The following is a 21,394-nucleotide window of genomic DNA, read 5'->3' as shown; positions in this document are numbered from 1 at the left end:
CATAAAAGGAAGTGAGTCAAAATGAGTAAGGGGAAAATTATAGTTGTAGGTGGAGGCCTTGCAGGTCTAATGGCAACTATTAAAGCAGCAGAGGCTGGCGTATCAGTAGATTTATTTTCACTTGTACCAGTAAAACGTTCTCACTCAGTTTGTGCGCAGGGTGGTATTAATGGAGCTGTTAATACGAAAGGTGAAGGAGATTCACCTTGGGAACACTTTGATGACACGGTTTATGGTGGAGACTTCTTAGCTAATCAACCTCCTGCTAAGGCTATGGCTGAAGCAGCACCTGGAATTATTCACCTTATGGACCGTATGGGAGTAATGTTCAACCGTACTCCAGAAGGATTGCTTGATTTCCGTCGCTTTGGTGGAACACAGCATCACCGTACTGCATTCGCTGGTGCAACAACTGGTCAACAGTTATTATATGCACTTGATGAACAGGTTCGTCGCTATGAGGTAGCAGGTCTTGTGCAAAAGTACGAAGGCTGGGAGTTCTTAGGATCTGTTTTAGATGATGAAGGTGTTTGTCGTGGGGTAGTAGCACAGAACTTAACTTCAATGGAGATAAAGTCATTCCCTGCTGACGCTGTCATTATGGCTAGTGGTGGTCCTGGTATCATCTTCGGAAAATCAACAAACTCTGTCATTAACACTGGTTCTGCTGCGGCAATCGTATACAGACAAGGTGCTTATTACGCAAACGGAGAATTCATTCAAATTCACCCAACGGCAATTCCTGGAGATGACAAGCTTCGTTTAATGAGTGAGTCTGCTCGTGGTGAAGGTGGACGAGTATGGACGTACAAGGATGGTAAGCCATGGTATTTCCTTGAAGAGAAGTACCCAGCATACGGAAACCTTGTTCCACGTGATATTGCAACTCGTGAAATTTTTGATGTATGTGTTGAGCAGAAGCTTGGAATCAATGGGGAAAACATGGTGTATCTTGACCTTTCTCATAAGGATCCAAAAGAGCTTGACATTAAGCTTGGTGGAATCATTGAAATTTATGAAAAGTTCATGGGTGATGACCCACGTAAAGTTCCAATGAAAATCTTCCCTGCTGTTCACTATTCAATGGGTGGATTATGGGTAGATTACGATCAAATGACGAACATTCCTGGTTTATTTGCAGCTGGTGAATGTGATTACTCTATGCACGGTGCAAACCGTTTAGGTGCTAACTCATTACTTTCTGCCATTTACGGTGGTATGGTAGCAGGGCCTAAAGCTGTTGAATATATGAATGGTTTATCTAAATCTGCTGATGACATTAGTTCTTCTGTATTTGACCGTTATGTAAAGCAAGAAGAAGAAAGAATCCAAAACATCATGTCGATGGATGGAAAAGAAAATGCATACGTTCTTCATAAAGAGCTTGGAGAGTGGATGACAGATAATGTAACGGTTGTTCGTACAAACTCTAAACTTCAAAAGACAGACGAGAAAATTCAAGAACTATTAGAGCGCTATAAGAATATTAACATTAATGATACAGCGAAATGGAGTAACCAAGGTGCTTCATTTACTCGTCAATTAGAAAACATGCTACAATTAGCGCGTGTTATTACAATTGGTGCTCTTAACCGTAATGAGAGCCGTGGGGCTCACTATAAGCCTGAATTCCCTGAAAGAAACGACGAAGAATTCTTAAAGACGACAATGGCTAAGTTCGATGAAAGTGCACCACAATTCCATTACGAGGACGTAGACACTTCATTAATTGCACCACGTAAGCGTGACTATTCAAAGAAAAAAGAGGGGGAAAAATAAAATGACCGAAACTAAAAAAGTCCGTTTTATTGTTAGCCGTCAGGATAGTCCTGAATCTACCCCTTATACACAAGAGTTTGAATTAGATTATCGCCCAAATATGAATGTAATTTCAGCTCTTATGGAGATTCGTAGAAATCCTGTTGATGTGAATGGTAAAGAAACATCACCAATCACTTGGGATATGAACTGTCTTGAGGAAGTTTGTGGAGCCTGTTCTATGGTCATTAACGGAAAGCCAAGACAATCCTGTACAGCTTTAGTTGATCAATTAGAACAGCCGATCCGTCTTGAGCCAATGAAGACTTTCCCGGTTGTGCGTGACCTTCAGGTTGATCGTAGCCGTATGTTCGACTCACTAAAGAAAGTGAAAGCATGGATTCCTATCGATGGTACGTACGATTTAGGACCAGGACCACGTATGCCGGAGAAAAAGCGTCAGTGGGCATATGAACTTTCTAAGTGTATGACTTGTGGTGTTTGTTTAGAGGCATGTCCAAATGTAAACAGTAACTCTGATTTCATTGGACCGGCTCCATTATCACAAGTACGATTATTCAACGCTCATCCAACTGGTGCCATGAATAAGTCAGAGCGCCTAGAAGCAATTATGGGGGATGGAGGACTTGCAAACTGTGGTAACTCACAGAACTGTGTTCAATCCTGTCCGAAGGGTATCCCATTAACTACATCAATTGCAGCATTAAACCGCGATACAACTGTACAGATGTTCAGGAACTTCTTTGGTAGTGACGAAGTCTAATAAACAAAGGCTCTTTTCGTATAGATTGTTGCTTCCGTAAAAATCCCTAAATCCGGATTTTTACTCGGTAGTTCAGTGGTCAGTGCTTTAAATAGAGACAGTTGCTCATTTCTAACAATTATTACTTCGATTTAAAGGTATTCGAAAGGAAACTTATTTGAAAATTAGTTTGAAGAGCAACAAAGTTTTAGAAAAGAGCCTAAACAAATAACAAATGCCTCTTCATGTGATGACATGAAGAGGCATTTTTATGTTTGGCTGTTTTCGTATAAATTGTTGCTTTCGTAAAAATCTCAGGAAGCCGGATTTTTACTTGGTAGTACAAAGTCTATGCATTAAATCTAGAGAGTTGCTATTTTCTAACCTTAAATAAACAGTTTAAACGTATTATATAATGGCGAAATTGCTGAAAAATAATATTGAAAAGCAACAAAGTTTTAGAAAAGAGCCTTATGTTTAAACAAGCTTTGGCCGAGTTGGCACACAATTGATACAGATGACATATAGTAAATACTTCAAAGAGTAAGAGTATTACGCAATAAGCCATAAACTTGGGATGAAGAGTGGATTTGCTGATCATACTAGATAAAATAATTTTTGTAGACTATTCCCTGATTGTGTAACAGCTTTTGAAGCTCCTACATAGTATATGGTGACTAATATATAACCATCCCAACATCCAGCTCGAACCTAGCAAGGAGGGTTACAACAATTGAAGGAGAAAGACTTTCAACCAAAGCCATTGCTCACCAAAAGAGAAAGAGAAGTTTTCGAACTGTTAGTTCAAGATAAAACAACGAAGGATATCGCCGGAGAGTTGTTTATAAGCGAAAAAACGGTCAGAAATCATATTTCCAACGCTATGCAAAAGCTTGGAGTTAAGGGGCGTTCACAAGCGGTTGTAGAGCTCCTTCGTATGGGGGAACTAGAGCTTTGAAAATGTCCGGCTTTCCGTTAACACAGGAAGCCGGTTTTCCTACATAAGGTCACGGTGTCTACCCATTCATTTTCAATAAATAATCAACATTTATCCCCTCAATGAAGCATAAAACTGAGTAATCATATTGATTTTCTGCATAACAACCAAAGCTTTCTCTTGAAATTTTGTCAAAAAAAGTAGAAAATAAAACTAATAGACTATTTCTGAGGAGGAGAGTGTTATGGAACCAAAACAAGAGAATGAAATTGACATCCTAGTAGGAGAAACCGAGAAATCGTTAAGATATATTGCAGCAATTATTAAACAAAAAGGTAGAGAGATACTTAACCAATATACAATTACCCCTCCACAATTTGTGGCACTTCAATGGCTACTTGAAAATGGAGATATGACAATTGGTGAATTATCAAATAAAATGTACCTTGCTTGTAGTACAACAACAGATTTAATTGACCGTATGGAAAAAAATCAGCTAGTTGTTCGAGTAAAGGATGAAAATGATCGACGTGTTGTTCGTATTCATTTACTTGAAGAAGGTGCAAGAATTATCGAGGATGTAATTGATAAGCGCCAAGGCTACTTAGCAGAAGTACTTTCTTCATTCACGAAGGATGAAATTGTCGTTCTTGAAAAACTTTTAAGCAAACTACATCATGAAATGAAATAGAGAAGGCTCTTTTGGTATAAATTGTTGCTTTCGTACAAGTATAATGTCTTCTACTTTTATCTAGAAAGCCGATTTTCTCTAACGATAAATACGTTTTCTTATCGTATTGAATAAGCTTAACTTCAGATAAAGTAGTCTAAAAAGCAACAAAGTTTTTAGAAAAGAGCCTAAAAGAATGAGGCGATTTTTTGAATAATCCGATTGCTGTCATTGACTCAGGTGTTGGTGGACTTACAGTTGCCAAGGAAATTATGAGGCAGCTGCCAAAGGAGAAAATTGTTTACTTAGGCGATACCGCTAGATGTCCTTATGGACCTAGACCGCTAGAGGAAGTAAAGAAATTCACTTGGGAAATGACGAACTATTTGCAGGCTTTTGATATCAAAATGCTTGTTATTGCCTGTAATACAGCGACAGCAGCTGTATTGGAGGAAATTCAACAAAGCTTGAGTATCCCGGTCCTTGGAGTCATTCATCCAGGAGCTAGATCAGCAGTGAAGGTGACTAAAAATAAGCAAATTGGAGTAATCGGTACGGTCGGGACCATAAAGAGTCAAGCATATGAAACAGCGTTACACTCTATTAGTAGTCAACTAGATGTAAGCGTGTTAGCTTGTCCGCGATTTGTTCCCATTGTCGAATCCGGGGAATATGAAACCGAGGAAGTCTTTCAAATCGTGAAGGATGAGCTTAAACCTTTAATGGGAGAAAGCATTGATACACTGATTCTTGGTTGTACACACTATCCTCTTCTAAGTCCAATTATACAAGAAGTGATGGGAAACCAAGTACAACTAATCTCTTCTGGTACTGAAACGGCTAGAGAGGTCAGTACCATTCTTCATTACAATAAAATGCTAAATAATAGTAATGGCCCCTGTCAAGATCATCTGTTTCTAACTACAGGTACGAAGGAAGCTTTCCAAAAGGTAGCTAATAAGCTATTTCAACAAGAAATAGAAAAAATTGAAGTTATACAATTAACGTGATTCCCATTGGGTATCACGTTTTTTAGTATCTTAGCTAATGCTCTGCATTCATTCTATAACTTTGTCCAAAAAAAATGCTGACAAGCGGTATAAATGTTTAGATGGGCTCGTATACATGATAGTACAAACCATCTTGGGAGGGATAATAATGTCTAGATTACCAAAAGCAAAAATTGCTACAACCGTACTTGCATCCACTGTATTGCTTTCTGGTTGTGGATTATTCGGAGGGGATCAAGCAGCAAAGGAGATTGATCCGCCTCAAGTCGTATCATATGAGGATGATGTGACATCAGTAGAAGAAGGAACAGAAACAGAAAATACAGCAACTGATAATCAAGAGGATGCTACAACAGAAACAGTTACAAGAGAATTATATTTAATTGATTCAAAAGGGCTAGTCGTGCCACAAACATTTGAATTACCAAAATCACAAAGTGCAGCACAGCAAGTACTTGAGTATTTAGTCGATGGTGGCCCAGTTAACAACATGCTACCTGATGGATTTAGAGCCGTTTTACCACCAGACACTCAAATGTCAACTAATCTTTTAGAGGATGGAACATTAGTTGTTGACTTCTCACCGGAGTTTGCTCAATATCAGGCAGCAGATGAATCTAAAATCCTTCAATCTATTACATGGACACTTACTCAATTTGATTCTGTGAAAAATGTAAAGATTAAGATTAATGGTCATGAGCAGGATGTAATGCCTGTGAACAATACTCCAATTCATGACGGATTAAGTCGTGCAGACGGAATCAACATTGATAACTCAGAGGTTGTTGATGTGATGAAGAGTGAGTTAATGACACTATACTTCTTAGCACAAGAAGGAGAAAATACGTACTATGTTCCAATTACGCGCCGTGTAAGTGAAATTAGCGGTGACAAGATTGCAGCAACTGTAGATGAACTGATTGAAGGACCAAGCTTAATATCTGGACTTTTAACTGAGTTTAATCCAGAAGCGAAATTACTTTCTGAACCAGTTTACAGTAATGGAGTACTAACATTAAACTTTAACGAATCCATCTTCTCTAACTTAGACAAGACTGAGATTTCTAATCATGTATTAAAATCACTTGTTTTATCTCTAACAGAGCAAGAGGGGATTGAAAGTGTAGCCATTCAGGTAAATGGTAAAGGTGAATTAATTACAGACTCTGGCGAAAAAGTGACTGAGCCAGTAACAAGACCAGAAACGGTTAACACTGGAGAATTCTAGAATTATTGGCTTCTACCCCAAAATAACATATACTAGAAAAGAGGATAGGCAGATGTTGCCTCCTCTTTTCTTGCTTTTTAGCACTCTTTTTAAGTGGAGTTCATTTAATCAACAATCTATAAGTAAACAAGAAATTCATCTGAAGTTTTACATCAAGATGGGCAATACTAGTGATGAATCATACATATGAGGAGGAAATAGTTGATGCGATATGATGGTCGGGAGCACCAACAGTTAAGAAATGTACATATTGAAACAAATTATATCAAGCACGCTGAAGGATCCGTGCTTATTGCAGTTGGAGATACGAAAGTCATCTGTACAGCAACGATAGAAGAAAAGGTCCCACCATTCATGCGAGGGGAAGGTAAAGGGTGGATCACAGCCGAATACTCTATGCTGCCAAGAGCAACGGAATCTCGTAATATTAGAGAGTCAAGCAGAGGTAAGGTCTCAGGTAGAACGATGGAGATTCAAAGACTGATTGGAAGAGCACTACGTTCTGTTGTTGATTTAGAAAAAGTCGGAGAGCGTACGGTGTGGATTGATTGTGACGTAATCCAAGCAGATGGTGGAACGAGAACTGCATCCATTACAGGTGCTTATGTTGCAATGGTTTTAGCTTTTTCGAAGCTCATTGAAAGAAAAGCAATGAGCAAATATCCTTTAAAAGACTTTTTAGCTGCTACTTCTGTAGGAATTGATGAAGAACATGGTCCGATTTTAGATTTAAATTATGTAGAAGATTCAAAGGCAAATGTTGATATGAATGTTGTGATGACTGGCAAGGGTGAGTTTGTAGAATTACAGGGCACAGGAGAAGAATCAACATTCACAAGAAGTCAACTAAATGACTTACTTGAGCTAGCTGAAAAAGGTATTAATGAACTGATACAATATCAAAAAGAAGTACTCGGAGAACAAATCAGTAATCAAATAATGAATAGGTAAGAGGAGTAAAAGGTGAAACGTATTGTAGTGGCAACTAAAAATAAAGGTAAGGTAAGAGAGTTTCAAGATCTTTTTCAAGAAAAAGGGTATAAGGTTGTGTCTTTGTTAGATCTTATCAATGCACCCGATATTGAAGAAACCGGCACAACCTTTAAACAGAATGCTATTTTAAAAGCTGAAGGCATAAGCTCTATAATAAATGAGCTTGTTATTGCAGATGATTCAGGGTTGTCTATTGATTATTTAGGTGGTAAGCCTGGAGTTTACTCTGCGAGATATGCTGGTGAGGAAAAAGATGATAATAAAAACGTAGAAAAAGTACTACATGAAATGGTAGGAGTTCCAGCTGAAGAGCGGACTGCTAGATTTCATTGTGCCCTTGCACTCGCCATTCCAAATCAGCCAACTGTTGTGGTTGAAGGTACTTGTGAAGGTAGGATAACAGAAGAAGCAAAAGGAAGTAACGGGTTTGGGTACGACCCTATTTTCTTTGTTGAAGAACAACAAAAGACGATGGCTCAATTAACAAAAGAAGAGAAAAATAAAATTAGCCATAGAGCAAATGCTCTTGCTTTATTAGAGAAAGAGATTCATTCTTTGGATATTTTATAGGGGAAATACGATGAAAATTTTAATTATTAGTGACTCACACGGGTATGAGCAAGAACTTGCTGAAATAAAGGAACGATATGCAAATGAAGTACAATTAATGATACATTGCGGAGATTCGGAACTTCCATCTGATCATGAGGCTCTTCAAGGTTTTTCTGTTGTGAGAGGAAACTGTGACTTTGATGTAAAGTTTCCGAATGAGGTTGAGCATAATGTAAATGGATGTAAACTCTTTGCCACACACGGGCATTTATTTAATGTTAAAATGAATGTAATGAGTATCGGGTATCGAGCAGAAGAAGTAGGGGCGCAGATTGTTTGTTTTGGTCATTCTCATCTAGCGGGAAGTGAGCAAATTAATGGGAGATTGTTTATTAATCCAGGTAGTATCCGATTGCCAAGAGGCAGAAAAGATGCCACGTATTGTATCCTAGACGTATACAATCAGGGAGCACATGTGTTATTTTATAATAAGAATCACGAAATGCTAGATGATCTAAGTACAAAATATTCAATGTAGAATTTTTCTGCATTGAATATTTTTTATAAAAGTGTTGACTTCTGATTTGAATCTATATATAATAAAAAAGTCGCTAATAAAGAAACACATAAAAAACACATAAAAACATTCAAATGCGGGTGTAGTTTAATGGTAAAACCTCAGCCTTCCAAGCTGATGTCGTGAGTTCGATTCTCATCACCCGCTCCATAAATATGTCCCAGTAGCTCAGCCGGATAGAGCATACGCCTTCTAAGCGTACGGTCGGGAGTTCGAATCTCTCCTGGGACGCCATTACATATAAATTAAACCTTTTCTACTTTGAAAAGGTTATTTTTTATTTTCTTCTGAAAACAAGAAATTCTTCATAAGCTTGTATTGCTAAAAAGTTGCTGATACACTGTATCTAAAAAATGAGATAAGTTAAAACAGTCACAGGTTCATTTGAGGAGATATATATGAAACAGCCGAATCCGAATCAACCAGGTAATCTTGTGCCCTTTCCTAATTTAAAACAGCGTTTGTTGGATAAAGGCATGGATGCTCTAAAACATAAGAAATACCAAGAAGCTCTAGATTTATTACAGCAAACCATTGAGATGGACCCGGATTTAGAAGAAGTCCAGCTTGGTATTGTTGTCTGTTTATTTGAGCTTGGTCAATTAGAGGAAGCAAAGGAAAAGTGCCAGGTGATGCTAAAGCAGGATATTGGTGATTATTTTGAGGTGCTTCAAATCTACTTGACGATTCTCGTGCAGCTTGGCCAGTATAAAGAGGTCGAGTCTACAATAGAAGCGGTCTTACAGGAAGGGGATTTTCCTTCTCAAACGGTAGAAACTTTTTATAGACTTTTAGATTTTAGCCGGAAAATGAATGTAAATAAAGAGGTAGAACAGACGCAGCCAGAGTTTGAAGTTGAACAGTTATTAGAAGATATATCCATAGCCGATCAATTAAGTATCATTCAAGCGTTACGAAGTGAAAGTCACGGAATTTCTTTCTCGTATGCAGTCATCGATTCATTTCTGTTAGATGAAACGAAGCATCCTTTAGTGAAAACGGCCATTCTCCATATGTTTATGGAGAAGGAAATTAGTCGAAGCTTAGAGATAGAGAAATTTGGCAGAAGGATGACAATACAGACAGGGGAGTTGCAAGAAGTTTCGCAACATCCATTTACTTTAGCGGTATTAACTTTGCTAGATGATACTCTAGGAAATGAAAATCCTAGCCTGTTTGAGGTCGTTAAAGAGATATGGTATCGCCAATTGTCCGTCTTGTATCCATTTTTGCCGTACCCTGAAGAAGAAGTGATTTGGGCTGCAGGTCTCCATAAAGTAGGATATGATTTTCATGGAATTGATATTGAATCTGAAGAAATAGCTGAACTTTACCAAATCGCAGCTAGAGACCTACGCTTTGCTAGCAGTCAGATTCGAGAAATAGAAGAAATTTCATTTTTGCCCCTGTAAAAAAGTGTAGTAAGTTTTTATACAAGAATATTAGCGAACAATCAGTAAGTTTTTTATCCGTTAAGGGTTCCATTATTGAAAGGAATTTATTCTATGGTATAATGGAATGGTTGTAATCAAGATAACTGCTTTGCCATTACATATTCGAGGGATCGTAATAACATAGTTACTACATATGGACAAGTTTCACATATCCTTGAGGTGGCTTAGAGAAATAGATGATGGAGGGAAAGTATAAATGTCAGTAAAATGGGAAAAGTTAGAAGGTAACGAAGGAGTTTTAACAGTTGAGGTTGATGCGGAAACTGTTAACCAAGGTTTAGACGCTGCATTCAAAAAAGTTGTAACGAAGGTAAATGTGCCGGGCTTCCGTAAAGGGAAAATTCCTCGTGGTATGTTTGAAAAGCGCTTTGGTGTTGAATCACTTTATCAAGATGCTCTAGACATTTTATTACCAACTGCTTATGAAAATGCTGTAAAAGAAACGGGTATTGAGCCAGTAGATCGTCCTGAAATTGACATCGAGCAAATCGAAAAAGGGCAAAACTTAATCTTTACTGCAAAGGTTACTGTTAAGCCAGAAGTTCAATTAGGTGATTACAAAGGCTTAGAAGTAGAAAGCATTGATACGAATGTAACAGATGAAGATGTTGAGCAAGAACTTAAGCAATTACAAGAGCGTCAAGCTGAGCTTGTTGTAAAAGAAGAAGGAGCAGTTGCAGAAGGTGATACAGCTGTAATCGACTTCGAAGGATTTGTTGATGGAGTTGCTTTTGAAGGTGGAAAAGGTGAAAACTACTCATTAACAATCGGTTCTGGCACGTTCATCCCAGGCTTTGAAGAACAATTAATTGGTGTTGAAGCTGGTGGAGAAAAGGATGTTGAGGTTACATTCCCAGAAGAGTACCACTCTGAAGATTTAGCTGGAAAGCCTGCTACATTTAAAGTAAAAGTACATGAAATTAAAGCTAAAGAACTTCCAGCTCTAGATGATGAGTTTGCAAAAGATGTTGATGAAGAAGTTGAAACATTAGAAGCTTTAAAGGCAAAAACAAAAGAACGCTTAGAAACTGCTAAAAAGCAAGAAGCTGAAAACACAGTAAGAAATGCACTTGTTGATCAAGCAACTGCTAACGCAACGATTGATTTACCAGAAGCAATGGTGAAGTCTGAGCAAGACCGTATGATTCGTGAATTCGAACAACGTCTTCAATCTCAAGGTATGAACCTTGATTTATACTTCCAATTCTCAGGTACTGACGAAAATGCGTTACGTGAGCAAATGGCAGAAGATGCACAACAACGTGTACGTATGAACCTTACTCTAGAAGCAATTGCAAATGCAGAGAACATTGAAGTTACAGATGAGGAGCTTAACGAAGAGCTTGAAAACATGGCTTCTATGTACCAAACAACAGCTGAAAATATCAAGAACATGCTTGGAAATGTAGATCTTCTTAAAGAAGATATAAAAATCCGCAAAGCAATTGATTTCTTAGTTGATAACAGTAAGGCTACTGCATAACATAGTAGTAATAAGATAAAAGGCGCGACTTAGTTCGTGCCTTGTTTTTACTCTGATTCATGGAGTCGAAACAATATACATACATATCATAAGTAGATTATTGGTAATACGTTTAGCGCAAAATGCACTAATAAAAAAGGCATTTTTGACAAATACATACTTAATAAAGGGTTATCATTACCTCTCTTATCCGCTAATATGTTAAAATGCTAATACATAACAAGAAGTTAGAAAAATCTCAAAGTTTTGAATGAAGAGATTTAATTTAAGGCTCTTTTCTAAAACCTTGTTGCTTTTTAACCAAAATTATTTGAAGGTAAGCTTATTCTAAACGAAAAAATGAAGTATTTATCGTATAGAAAAGAGCGACTATCTAGCTAAAAAGCCAGAAGTATACTAGTTATAAAAATCCGGATTTTGGGATTTTTCCTAAAGCAACAATCTATATGAAAAGAGTCTAGTTTACAAAGACATACAGTAGTAATGTAAGGGGTGAGATAGTTGTTTAAATTTAACGACGAAAAAGGTCAATTAAAATGTTCTTTCTGTGGAAAAACGCAGGATCAAGTTCGAAAACTTGTTGCTGGACCTGGTGTTTATATATGTGATGAATGTATTGAGCTTTGTACGGAAATCGTAGAAGAGGAGCTTGGAACGGAAGAGGAAGTAGAGTTTAAGGACGTTCCAAAGCCAATGGAAATTCGCGATATTTTAGACGAATATGTCATTGGTCAGGATAGTGCTAAAAAGTCTTTAGCTGTTGCCGTTTATAATCATTACAAGCGTATTAACTCCAATAGTAAAATCGATGATGTAGAGCTATCTAAGAGTAATATTGCTATGATTGGTCCAACTGGTAGTGGTAAAACATTATTAGCTCAAACATTAGCAAGAATTTTAAACGTTCCGTTTGCCATTGCCGATGCAACTTCTCTAACAGAAGCTGGTTATGTAGGGGAAGATGTTGAAAACATCCTTCTTAAGTTAATTCAAGCTGCTGACTACGATGTAGAGAAAGCTGAAAAAGGAATTATTTATATTGATGAAATTGATAAAGTAGCTCGTAAATCTGAAAATCCATCCATTACGCGTGATGTTTCAGGTGAAGGGGTACAGCAAGCTCTATTAAAAATTCTTGAAGGTACGGTTGCAAGTGTTCCTCCTCAAGGTGGAAGAAAGCATCCACATCAAGAGTTTATCCAAATTGATACAACGAATATCTTATTTATCTGTGGTGGAGCGTTTGATGGAATTGAACAAATTATTAAACGCCGCCTTGGTAAAAAAGTAATTGGATTCGGTGCTGGTACGGTTAAAGAAGAGGGCGATGAAGTGTCACTTCTTTCAAAAGTACTACCAGAAGATTTATTACGATTTGGTTTAATTCCAGAATTCATCGGTCGTCTACCGGTAATTGCTAATTTAGAGCCATTAGATGAAGCAGCGCTAGTAGAAATTTTAACAAAGCCTAAGAATGCTCTAATTAAGCAATATCAAAAATTATTAGAGCTTGACGATGTGGAGTTAGATTTTGAAGATACTGCTTTACTCGAAATCGCGAAAAAGGCAATTGAACGTAAAACAGGTGCTCGTGGTCTTCGTTCAATTATTGAAGGAATTATGCTTGATGTTATGTATGATCTGCCTTCACGTGAAGATATCGAAAAATGTATTATCACATTGGAGACAGTAAAAGGTGAGAGTACGCCTAAGCTTGTCTTAAAAGATGGTACAGTAGTGACTGGTCAAGATAAAAAGGATTCGGCATAAAAATCGTGGATAGAGGATTTTCCTCTATCCATTTTTTTATGATTGGAGTAGAGTAACTTTATATAGATACTTTTTTGATTTTTAGATAAAATCAGGAATTTCGTTGATAAGATGTATAAATTCGTTGATAACCATTCCGGCTTGTTCGATAATAGTTAAATTTCGTTGATAAATCTTTAGAACTTGTTGATACAAAAGCGGTTCTCAAGTATCCTTTCCTCAAGTATACCTCCCCGAATAACACCTTCCCCAAAAAAGAAAATCAATCCCAGTAAAAGTACACAAGCAAATACTAATTTTTGGTTTACTTGAACTATTAGAGGGAGATACTAATGTGTAACAGACAACATTGGATCTCAGGAGGGTAAAACATGAGTTGGACTGGTATTGCTTTATTTGTACAATTATTCTTTGGGGTAATTATTGGATTATATTTTTGGAATTTACTCCGAAACCAGCGTACACAAAAGGTGTCAATTGATAGAGAGTCCAGAAAAGAGATGGAACAGCTACGCAAATTGAGAGCTGTGTCTTTAACGGAGCCACTAGCTGAAAAGGTTAGACCAACTAGTTTTGATGATATTGTAGGACAAGAGGATGGTATCCGTGCCTTAAAAGCTGCATTATGTGGACCGAATCCTCAGCACGTAATCGTATATGGACCACCGGGAGTCGGAAAAACAGCCGCAGCCCGTCTAGTTCTAGAAGAAGCAAAGCGAAATTCAAAATCTCCATTCAAAAAGGATGCCGTATTTGTAGAGCTAGATGCTACAACAGCTAGATTTGATGAGCGTGGAATTGCCGACCCTTTAATCGGTTCTGTTCATGATCCAATCTATCAAGGAGCGGGAGCAATGGGCCAAGCAGGGATACCACAGCCTAAGCAAGGTGCGGTTACACATGCCCACGGTGGAGTGTTATTTATTGATGAGATTGGAGAGCTACATCCTATTCAAATGAACAAGATGTTAAAAGTACTAGAAGATCGAAAAGTATTTTTAGAGAGTGCGTATTACAATGAAGAAAATACTCAAATTCCAACCCATATTCATGATATTTTCCAAAATGGCTTACCGGCTGACTTTAGAATGATTGGGGCAACAACTCGAACACCTAATGAGCTGCCACCAGCCATTAGATCTAGATGCTTAGAAGTCTTTTTTAGAGAGTTGGAGCCTGAAGAGCTTGCAACGGTTGCTAGAAAAGCAGCTGCTAAGATTAATATGAATGTGACTGAAGAAGGAATTACATTCCTGTCTACCTATGCAAGAAATGGGCGTGAGGCTGTTAATATGGTCCAAATCGCAGCGGGACTTGCGATCTCAGAGGACAGAAATCATATTAAAACAGATGATATAGAATGGGTCATCCATTCAAGCCAGCTTTCTCCGCGACATGAAAAGAAAATAAATGAAGCACCAAAGGTTGGGCTCGTAAATGGACTTGCTGTGTATGGTCCAAATACAGGAGCATTATTAGAAATTGAAGTAACTGTTATGCCTACTACTGAAAAAGGTTCTATAAATATCACAGGTATCGTTGAAGAAGAAAGTATTGGTGACCGAGGTAAATCCGTTCGAAGAAAAAGTATGGCAAAAGGCTCTATTGAGAATGTGCTCACGGTGTTACGTTCGTTAGGAGTTCCAGCATCTGACTATGATATTCATGTAAACTTCCCAGGTGGAATTCCAGTAGATGGGCCATCGGCAGGTATTGCAATGGCAACTGGGATCTATTCTGCCATTTATAATATTCCGGTTAAACACACCCTAGCAATGACAGGGGAAATTAGTATTCACGGATTTGTTAAGCCAATTGGCGGGGTTTTTGCAAAAGTTAAGGCTGCCAAACAAGCAGGAGCAACGAAGGTAATCATTCCAAAAGATAATGTTCAATCCATTCTAAATGAAATTAATGGAATTGATATTATTCCGGTGACACATCTATCAGAGGTTTTTGACATTGTCTTTGAAAATAATGAGATGAAGCATGGTTTATCTCATGAAGCAATCCCAGCTTCCTCGCCTATTATTGATATCAAGACAGAATCAGTTTAATAAGGTAACTCCGGTTTAGGGAGACTAAATCGGAGTCTTTTTTTGAGTCTTTATTTAAGCGAATTAAAAGTCAACTCCTATAGTGCTAACTGTCTGACGAAGCTCATTCCTCAGCGTCATGCGGTGAAATGTAAAGAATATCAGAGCTTTTCTAATAAAATGTCCATGGAAAACGCACCTTAATAGACAAAGGTAAAACAAATACGATAGAATTGAACAATACTCTAAACCGATAATAAATGACACTGCTATCACGTGGAGGTGCAACAGAGTGGCAAAAAATCAAGAAATGACCGTCCCTCTCTTACCTTTAAGGGGATTATTAGTCTATCCAACAATGGTGCTTCATTTGGATGTAGGCCGTGAAAAATCAGTACAGGCTCTTGAAAGAGCGATGATTGATGAGCACCTTATCTTTTTAGCAACACAAATTGATGCAGGAATTGATACTCCTGAAGAAGACGATATTTATCATGTTGGGACATTATCAAAGGTAAAGCAAATGCTAAAGCTCCCAAATGGAACCATTCGTGTCTTAGTTGAAGGATTAAGCCGTGGTGAAATTCTATCCGTTATTGACCAGGACGAATATGTATCAGTACAAGTAAATATCTTTGATGACCCGAATACAAAAGATATAGAAGAAGAAGCCTTAATGCGTTCCTTACTGGACTATTTTGAACAGTACATAAAACTATCTAAAAAAGTGTCTGCTGAAACCTATGCGACGATCTCGGATATTGAAGAACCAGGGCGTATGGCAGACCTAATTGCGTCTCATCTTCCATTAAAGATGAAGGATAAGCAAGATATTTTAGAAACGTTTGAAGTGAAGGAAAGACTTAATAAGCTAATCAGCATCATTCATAATGAAAAAGAAGTCTTAAACCTTGAAAAGAAAATTGGTCAACGAGTAAAGCGTTCCATGGAGCGTACACAAAAGGAATATTACCTCCGAGAACAAATGAAGGCTATACAAAAAGAACTTGGTGATAAAGAAGGGAAAACAGGAGAAGTTTCTACTCTTAAAGATAAGATTGAAGAAGCCGGAATGCCTGATTCCGTTAAAGAAACAGCACTAAAAGAGTTAGATCGCTTTGAAAAGATTCCTGCAAGCTCTGCAGAAAGTGCTGTCATTCGTAACTATATTGAATGGCTGATTTCATTACCTTGGACAAAGGCGACTGAAGATCAAATTAATTTAAAACACTCAGAGGAAATACTAAACGCTGATCATTATGGTCTAGATAAAGTAAAAGAACGTGTACTTGAGTACTTATCTGTTCAAAAACTTACTCAATCACTAAAAGGACCTATTTTATGTTTAGTAGGACCACCTGGTGTTGGTAAAACGTCACTTGCGAAATCTGTTGCAAAGTCACTAAATCGTCATTTTGTTCGTGTTTCTTTAGGTGGTGTACGTGATGAGTCTGAAATTAGAGGTCACCGTAGAACCTATGTTGGGGCGATGCCAGGGCGAATTATTCAAGGGATGAAAAAAGCAGGCACCATTAACCCTGTGTTTCTTCTTGATGAAATTGACAAGATGTCAAGTGACTTTAGGGGAGATCCTTCTGCAGCAATGCTTGAGGTATTAGACCCAGAGCAAAATCATAATTTTAGTGACCACTATATTGAAGAACCTTATGATTTATCCAAGGTTATGTTTATAGCGACAGCAAATAATCTTTCTACCATTCCAGGACCTCTTCTAGATCGAATGGAGATTATATCAATTGCTGGTTATACAGAGCTTGAAAAGCTTCACATTGCGAAAGAACATCTACTTCATAAACAAATGAAGGAACACGGTCTTTCTAAGAGTAATTTACAACTACGAGAAGATGCTTTATTAAAGCTAATTCGTATGTACACAAGAGAAGCGGGTGTACGTAACTTAGAGCGACAAATCGCAACGATTTGTAGAAAATCAGCAAGAATAATTGTAGCAGAAGAGCAATCTAAAATTATTCTGACAGAAAAGAAGCTTGAGGAATTTTTAGGGAAGCCGAAGTTCCGTTATGGTCAAGCTGAATTTGAGGATCAGATTGGTGTGGCTACTGGACTAGCTTATACGGCCTTTGGAGGAGATATTTTATCCATTGAAGTGTCAATTAATCCTGGTAAAGGTAAGCTCATTCTAACTGGTAAGCTTGGCGATGTGATGAAAGAATCGGCTCAGGCTGCCTTTAGTTATATCCGTTCACGAGCGGAAGAATTGAAAATTGATCCTGAATTTAATGAAAAGAATGATATTCATATCCACGTACCTGAAGGAGCAGTTCCAAAGGATGGACCTTCTGCTGGAATTACGATGGCGACTGCGCTCGTGTCGGCATTAACAGGTAGGGCGGTAAGAAGAGAAGTTGGAATGACAGGTGAAATAACGCTACGTGGGCGAGTGCTACCAATTGGTGGCCTAAAGGAAAAATCACTAAGTGCTCATCGGGCAGGTCTAAAAACGATTATTATTCCGAAAGAAAATGAGAAGGACTTAGATGATATTCCGGAAAGTGTGAGAGAAGATTTAAACTATATTCTTGTTTCGCATTTGGACGAAGTATTAAAGCATGCATTAGTAGGGGAGTAAACATGAAAGTAAATACTGCTGATATCGTAATCAGTGCTGTAAAGCCTGAGCAATACCCAAATGATGGGTTACCACACATTGCCCTTGCAGGTAGGTCAAATGTGGGGAAGTCTTCATTTATTAATAAGATGATTCAACGTAAGGCTCTTGCCAGAACATCATCTAAACCGGGAAAAACCCAAACCTTAAATTTTTATATCATTAATGAAATGCTATATTTTGTGGACGTCCCAGGATACGGCTATGCGAAGGTATCAAAATCAGAGCGTGCTGCGTGGGGGAAAATGATTGAAACGTATTTGACAAAAGGAGAGCACCTGAAGCTTGTTCTTCTTATTGTAGACTTACGTCATGCTCCTTCTAATGATGATGTCATGATGTATGATTTCTTAAAACATCATAATATCCCGACCATGGTGGTTGCGACAAAAGCTGATAAGATTCCAAAGGGGAAATGGCAAAAGCATTTAAAAGTTGTAAAAGAAACGTTAGATATGGTAAAAGGAGATCCACTTGTTATGTTTTCTTCAGAAACTGGCATAGGTAAAGACGAAGCATGGTCAACCATATTTAAATATATCGGAGAAAAAGGAGAGCAGTAAATCTGCTCTCCTATTTCTTTTTTATAAATAATAAGTAGATTCCCGCTGCAATCAGTACAATCGGCCAGTACTTTTCAACGATTGACACAACTGAACTTACCCAGCTTAGCCACCCTACAACTTCCTGATAAAATAAGGCAACAATGGATAATACTAATAGTACTAGACCAGGGAGCAGTCCTGACTTTGTTTGCTGATAACGCAATAAGAAAGCTAGACCAATAATTAATGTGAACATTGCCCAATGATCAGGCCATATTGAGAAGAGAGTGATGAGATGAAAATGAACACCAATTCCTGTAAGAATTACTCCAGGTATAATATTTTGGTAATCTCTTGATGTATATGCTTGAGCAAGAAAAGCAACACCTATAATCACTAAGAGGGTTGGCCAGGAATAAAATACCTGCAGTGCAGTAAAATGTAGTTGATCTAGTAAAAAATATAGACCAATCCCAATAAGGACAATGCCTGGGAACACGCTTTGCTTTTTCATAAGCTCTCCTTTCTAAAATTGATAGCTTGATTAACCTCTGTCTTTTTGATATTGTGTTTTTTGGAGCTATTTTAAATTAGCATAATAATAGCGTTATGTATGTTAAGAGCATTTATCTTATATTATCATAGGATTTCATACTCTGTTCACAAATTTGAGCAGGAATTCATAAAAGACATGTTATAATGAAACTACAATATTTATGGGGGTGAACATACAAATGCATATGATCGTAGTAGGCGTCAATTACAAAACTGCCCCTGTTGAGATTCGTGAGAAGTTAACGTTTAATTCAACTGAGTTGCCTTTGGCTATGAAAAGATTAAAAGAGCAAAAGAGCATACTTGAAAATATCATTGTATCAACCTGCAACCGTACGGAGATTTATGCAGTTGTAGATCAACTTCATACAGGACGTTATTATATTAAAGCATTTTTAGCAGAATGGTTTGGAGTTACGAAGGAAGAGATTTCTCCTTTCTTGACTATTCATGAGGGCGAGATGGCTGTTGAGCATTTATACAAAGTGTCAGCTGGATTAGATTCAATGATACTTGGAGAAACACAAATTCTCGGTCAAGTTCGCTCAAGCTTCTTACTAGCACAAGAAGAACAAACTATTGGTACGGTGTTTAATCACTTATTTAAGCAAGCTATTACGACAGCTAAGCGTGCCCACTCTGAGACAGAGATTGGAGCAAACGCTGTATCTGTTAGTTATGCGGCCGTTGAGCTTGCGAAGAAGATCTTCGGCAGTTTAGCAAATAAGCACGTTGTGATCCTTGGTGCAGGTAAGATGGGAGAGCTTGCTGTTCAGAACCTGCATAGTAACGGTGTACAAAAGGTGACGGTGTTAAACCGTACACTTGAAAAAGCAGATACTCTGGCATCTCGTTTTTCAGGTGTTGCTAGACCGATGGAAGAACTAGAAACGGTGCTATCAGAAGCTGATATTGTCATTAGTTCTACAGGTGCCAAGCATTATGTGATTACAGAGTCAATGATGTCAAAGGTTGAGAAAAAGCGTAAAGGCCGCCCTATCTTCATGGTGGATATCGCAGTACCACGTGATCTTGACCCAGCACTTTCAAACGTTGATAGTGTGTTTTTATATGACATAGATGACTTGCAAGGTATTGTAGAAGCGAATATACTAGAGCGCCAAGCTGAAGCGGAAAAGATTGAACTCATGATTGAACAAGAGATTGTTGAGTTTAATCATTGGTTACGCACTTTAGGTGTGGTGCCTGTTATTTCGGCTCTTCGTCAAAAAGCTCTTTCTGTTCAAGAAGAAACGATGCAAAGTATCGAGCGCAAATTGCCTAACTTAACTGACCGAGAAAAGAAGGTATTAAGTAAGCATACAAAGAGTATTATTAATCAGTTGTTACGTGATCCGATTCTAAAGGCGAAGGAGATGGCTGGAGAGCCAAATGCCGAAGAATCACTAAAGTTATTTATGAAGATTTTTGACATTGAAGAAGATGTTGAAATTCAAAAGGCAAATGAAGCTTTAAAAGCAACTGTCGGTAAAGCTGACGGAAAAAAAGTAAACTGGCAGGTTTCGACGACTGCACAAGAAGTTTAAGGATGAGGACTATTATATTATGAGTTGGATTTATGATCTAACAGTATTAATATATGCACTGAGTGTGCTCTTATATTTCATTGACTTTTTACACAACAACCGGAAGGCGAATCGCATAGCCTTCTGGTTGCTTTCTATTGTCTGGATTTTGCAAACCTTCTTTTTAATTCATAGAACGATTAATACAGGACAAATCCCGTTACTCACCATATTTGAGAGTTTATATTTCTATACTTGGGTTTTAATTACTCTCTCATTGGTTATCAATAGACTTGTAAGGGTTGACTTTATTGTGTTCTTTACAAATGTGCTTGGGTTCTTCATTATGTCCCTTCATACCTTTGCACCGACCCAACATCAGTCCACTATTCTTGCTGAGCAATTAGTATCAGAGTTGCTGATCATACATATTACAATGGCTATCCTCTCTTACGGAGCCTTCTCCATTTCTTTTATATTTTCTATTCTCTATGTGTTGCAATATAATCTGCTTAAAAAGAAACGATGGGGTAAGCGTCTGATCCGGATTGGGGATTTGTCAAAGCTTGATCATATGTCTTACGTGTTAAACGTTATTGGAGTACCTATGCTACTGTTATCGCTAATACTTGGAGTCTTATGGGGGTATATCACGCTAGACCCATTCCACTGGTATGATGTAAAGGTTATAGGCTCATTCATCGTATTACTCACTTATAGTTATTATTTGTACTTACGTGTTGGTCGAAATATTGAAGGCAAAGCCGTTGCAATGTGGAATATTGCAGCATTTTTAGTACTATTAATTAATTTCTTTTTATTTGGAAGCCTATCCCGTTTTCATATATGGTATTCATAATACTTAAACACATCTGTGTTTTAAGGAG

At 37.8% G+C, this 21,394-nt stretch carries 18 protein-coding genes and 2 tRNA genes; 19 read left to right on the top strand and 1 reads right to left on the bottom strand.

The features are described from left to right. Positions 1-21 precede the first annotated feature (21 nt). The 17 genes from sdhA to yihA all read left to right on the top strand — a co-directional run bounded on the left by sdhA (position 22) and on the right by yihA (position 18,444). Positions 22-1,779: a succinate dehydrogenase flavoprotein subunit gene (gene sdhA, locus LT143_RS05660; RefSeq protein ID WP_246940989.1), complete on the top strand. Its 1,758-nt coding sequence runs from the start codon at positions 22-24 to the stop codon at positions 1,777-1,779. 1 nt (position 1,780) lies between these two features. Next, entirely contained in the window at positions 1,781-2,542 is a 762-nt protein-coding gene (sdhB, locus tag LT143_RS05655; protein WP_246940986.1) for a succinate dehydrogenase iron-sulfur subunit, read from the top strand. 712 nt (positions 2,543-3,254) lie between these two features. Further along, positions 3,255-3,479 carry a spore germination transcription factor GerE gene (gerE, locus tag LT143_RS05650; RefSeq protein ID WP_163179253.1) on the top strand — a complete coding sequence of 75 codons (225 nt, stop codon included), beginning with the start codon at positions 3,255-3,257 and terminating at the stop codon, positions 3,477-3,479. A gap of 223 nt (positions 3,480-3,702) precedes the next feature. After that, a complete protein-coding gene (locus tag LT143_RS05645; protein WP_246940982.1) occupies positions 3,703-4,149 on the top strand; it encodes a MarR family winged helix-turn-helix transcriptional regulator in 447 nt (148 codons plus the stop codon). Positions 4,150-4,337: 188 nt separating this feature from the next. Beyond that, the gene (gene racE / locus LT143_RS05640; protein ID WP_246940979.1) at positions 4,338-5,138 is read left to right on the top strand and encodes a glutamate racemase; all 801 of its coding nucleotides are present in this window, start codon (positions 4,338-4,340) and stop codon (positions 5,136-5,138) included. 148 nt (positions 5,139-5,286) lie between these two features. Then, the gene (locus LT143_RS05635) at positions 5,287-6,366 is read left to right on the top strand and encodes a GerMN domain-containing protein (protein ID WP_246940976.1); all 1,080 of its coding nucleotides are present in this window, start codon (positions 5,287-5,289) and stop codon (positions 6,364-6,366) included. A 204-nt stretch (positions 6,367-6,570) separates the two neighbouring features. Then, positions 6,571-7,317 carry a ribonuclease PH gene (rph, locus tag LT143_RS05630; RefSeq protein ID WP_246941521.1) on the top strand — a complete coding sequence of 249 codons (747 nt, stop codon included), beginning with the start codon at positions 6,571-6,573 and terminating at the stop codon, positions 7,315-7,317. A gap of 12 nt (positions 7,318-7,329) precedes the next feature. Beyond that, on the top strand, positions 7,330-7,929 hold the full coding sequence (locus LT143_RS05625) for an XTP/dITP diphosphatase (RefSeq protein WP_246940973.1): 600 nt from the start codon (positions 7,330-7,332) through the stop codon (positions 7,927-7,929). Between the two features lie 10 nt (positions 7,930-7,939). Continuing rightward, positions 7,940-8,449 (top strand): metallophosphoesterase family protein, encoded by a 510-nt coding sequence (locus LT143_RS05620; protein ID WP_246940970.1) that lies wholly within the window; start codon positions 7,940-7,942, stop codon positions 8,447-8,449. A 115-nt stretch (positions 8,450-8,564) separates the two neighbouring features. Beyond that, positions 8,565-8,638, top strand: a tRNA-Gly gene (locus LT143_RS05615). A 7-nt stretch (positions 8,639-8,645) separates the two neighbouring features. Further along, positions 8,646-8,722 (top strand) — tRNA-Arg (locus LT143_RS05610). A gap of 164 nt (positions 8,723-8,886) precedes the next feature. Continuing rightward, entirely contained in the window at positions 8,887-9,900 is a 1,014-nt protein-coding gene (locus LT143_RS05605) for a tetratricopeptide repeat protein (RefSeq protein ID WP_246940967.1), read from the top strand. Between the two features lie 238 nt (positions 9,901-10,138). After that, entirely contained in the window at positions 10,139-11,425 is a 1,287-nt protein-coding gene (tig, locus tag LT143_RS05600; RefSeq protein WP_246940964.1) for a trigger factor, read from the top strand. A 501-nt stretch (positions 11,426-11,926) separates the two neighbouring features. Continuing rightward, positions 11,927-13,195: an ATP-dependent protease ATP-binding subunit ClpX gene (gene clpX, locus LT143_RS05595; protein ID WP_246940961.1), complete on the top strand. Its 1,269-nt coding sequence runs from the start codon at positions 11,927-11,929 to the stop codon at positions 13,193-13,195. Between the two features lie 371 nt (positions 13,196-13,566). Continuing rightward, positions 13,567-15,252 carry an ATP-dependent protease LonB gene (gene lonB, locus LT143_RS05590; protein ID WP_246940958.1) on the top strand — a complete coding sequence of 562 codons (1,686 nt, stop codon included), beginning with the start codon at positions 13,567-13,569 and terminating at the stop codon, positions 15,250-15,252. A 289-nt stretch (positions 15,253-15,541) separates the two neighbouring features. Further along, positions 15,542-17,842, top strand: coding sequence for an endopeptidase La (lon, locus tag LT143_RS05585; protein WP_272495709.1), 2,301 nt, complete (start codon positions 15,542-15,544; stop codon positions 17,840-17,842). A 2-nt stretch (positions 17,843-17,844) separates the two neighbouring features. Beyond that, positions 17,845-18,444 carry a ribosome biogenesis GTP-binding protein YihA/YsxC gene (gene yihA / locus LT143_RS05580; RefSeq protein ID WP_246940953.1) on the top strand — a complete coding sequence of 200 codons (600 nt, stop codon included), beginning with the start codon at positions 17,845-17,847 and terminating at the stop codon, positions 18,442-18,444. Positions 18,445-18,454: 10 nt separating this feature from the next. On the opposite strand, the gene LT143_RS05575 is transcribed toward yihA, so the two are convergent. Continuing rightward, positions 18,455-18,940, bottom strand: a complete 486-nt coding sequence (locus tag LT143_RS05575) for a LiaI-LiaF-like domain-containing protein (RefSeq protein ID WP_246940949.1) — start codon at positions 18,938-18,940, stop codon at positions 18,455-18,457. A 220-nt stretch (positions 18,941-19,160) separates the two neighbouring features. Here LT143_RS05575 and hemA point away from each other — a divergent pair, with 220 nt between their 5' ends. Together hemA and LT143_RS05565 are read left to right on the top strand one after the other, a co-directional pair. Continuing rightward, positions 19,161-20,528: a glutamyl-tRNA reductase gene (gene hemA, locus LT143_RS05570; protein ID WP_246940946.1), complete on the top strand. Its 1,368-nt coding sequence runs from the start codon at positions 19,161-19,163 to the stop codon at positions 20,526-20,528. A 19-nt stretch (positions 20,529-20,547) separates the two neighbouring features. Beyond that, positions 20,548-21,366 (top strand): cytochrome C assembly family protein, encoded by an 819-nt coding sequence (locus tag LT143_RS05565; protein WP_246940942.1) that lies wholly within the window; start codon positions 20,548-20,550, stop codon positions 21,364-21,366. Positions 21,367-21,394: the final 28 nt, after the last annotated feature.

This window comes from Bacillus pinisoli (assembly GCF_023036475.1).
In the GTDB taxonomy this organism is placed as follows: domain Bacteria; phylum Bacillota; class Bacilli; order Bacillales; family SA4; genus Bacillus_BS; species Bacillus_BS pinisoli.
Note: the sequence above shows the minus strand (reverse complement) of the source record. Positions and strands in the feature narration are given on the sequence as shown.

Bases quoted from the DNA above. Each gene is read 5' to 3' on its own strand.
- sdhA (WP_246940989.1), top strand. From the start codon at position 22: ATGAGTAAGGGGAAAATTATAGTTGTAGGTGGAGGCCTTGCAGGTCTA.
- sdhB (WP_246940986.1), top strand. From the start codon at position 1,781: ATGACCGAAACTAAAAAAGTCCGTTTTATTGTTAGCCGTCAGGATAGT.
- LT143_RS05645 (WP_246940982.1), top strand. From the start codon at position 3,703: ATGGAACCAAAACAAGAGAATGAAATTGACATCCTAGTAGGAGAAACC.
- LT143_RS05635 (WP_246940976.1), top strand. From the start codon at position 5,287: ATGTCTAGATTACCAAAAGCAAAAATTGCTACAACCGTACTTGCATCC.
- rph (WP_246941521.1), top strand. From the start codon at position 6,571: ATGCGATATGATGGTCGGGAGCACCAACAGTTAAGAAATGTACATATT.
- LT143_RS05620 (WP_246940970.1), top strand. From the start codon at position 7,940: ATGAAAATTTTAATTATTAGTGACTCACACGGGTATGAGCAAGAACTT.
- LT143_RS05605 (WP_246940967.1), top strand. From the start codon at position 8,887: ATGAAACAGCCGAATCCGAATCAACCAGGTAATCTTGTGCCCTTTCCT.
- tig (WP_246940964.1), top strand. From the start codon at position 10,139: ATGTCAGTAAAATGGGAAAAGTTAGAAGGTAACGAAGGAGTTTTAACA.
- lonB (WP_246940958.1), top strand. From the start codon at position 13,567: ATGAGTTGGACTGGTATTGCTTTATTTGTACAATTATTCTTTGGGGTA.
- lon (WP_272495709.1), top strand. From the start codon at position 15,542: ATGACCGTCCCTCTCTTACCTTTAAGGGGATTATTAGTCTATCCAACA.
- yihA (WP_246940953.1), top strand. From the start codon at position 17,845: ATGAAAGTAAATACTGCTGATATCGTAATCAGTGCTGTAAAGCCTGAG.
- LT143_RS05575 (WP_246940949.1), bottom strand. From the start codon at position 18,940: ATGAAAAAGCAAAGCGTGTTCCCAGGCATTGTCCTTATTGGGATTGGT.
- hemA (WP_246940946.1), top strand. From the start codon at position 19,161: ATGCATATGATCGTAGTAGGCGTCAATTACAAAACTGCCCCTGTTGAG.
- LT143_RS05565 (WP_246940942.1), top strand. From the start codon at position 20,548: ATGAGTTGGATTTATGATCTAACAGTATTAATATATGCACTGAGTGTG.